Source organism: Micromonospora fiedleri (genome assembly GCF_016774385.1).
Taxonomy (GTDB): Bacteria; Actinomycetota; Actinomycetes; order Mycobacteriales; family Micromonosporaceae; genus Micromonospora; species Micromonospora gifhornensis.
In genome coordinates this window covers 1-452 of sequence record NZ_JAETXL010000088.1, presented here as the reverse complement: position 1 = coordinate 452, position 452 = coordinate 1, and the positions used below count along the sequence as shown (strand labels likewise).

General features: G+C 76.5%; 1 pseudogene. It reads left to right on the top strand.

From position 1 onward, the window contains the following. Window positions 1–420 (top strand): annotated as a pseudogene (locus JMF97_RS30760) (saccharopine dehydrogenase NADP-binding domain-containing protein); the annotation flags it as partial. Between the last annotated feature and the right edge of the window lie 32 nt (window positions 421–452).

Sequence of the window (452 nt, the reverse complement as noted above, 5' to 3'; positions counted from 1 at the left end):
ACCTGGCACTCCGTCGTCGCCGGCCCGCACGTGGCGCAGGTGCTGCGGCAGCCCCCGACCGGCGGGGACGCCGCCGAGGCGCTGCGCCGCGCCGCCGAGCTGGACGCCTTCGGGCACGCGACCTACCAGCTGTTCGTGGTGGAGCTGACCACCGCCGCCGGTGACGCCCGGACCCTCGTGCTGCGCGGTGCCAGCGCCAGCGCGCTCACCGGCGCGTTCGCGGCCGTCGCCGTTGCCGCGCTCACCGGGGGGAACCTGGCTGCCGGCCTGCACCTCGCGGGGGAGGCGCTCGACCCGCAGCTCGCCGTGGAACTGCACGCCGGCCCGGCCGCCGTGAGCTGTCGGACCGTGTTCGCAGGTGAAGCCGCCCAAGTACGCCGCCAACGTGAGGGGGGAGGGGGAGGAAACGTCCCCGGGTAGTCGTCCGTGGCGCCCGGTTCGGTCCGGCCCAA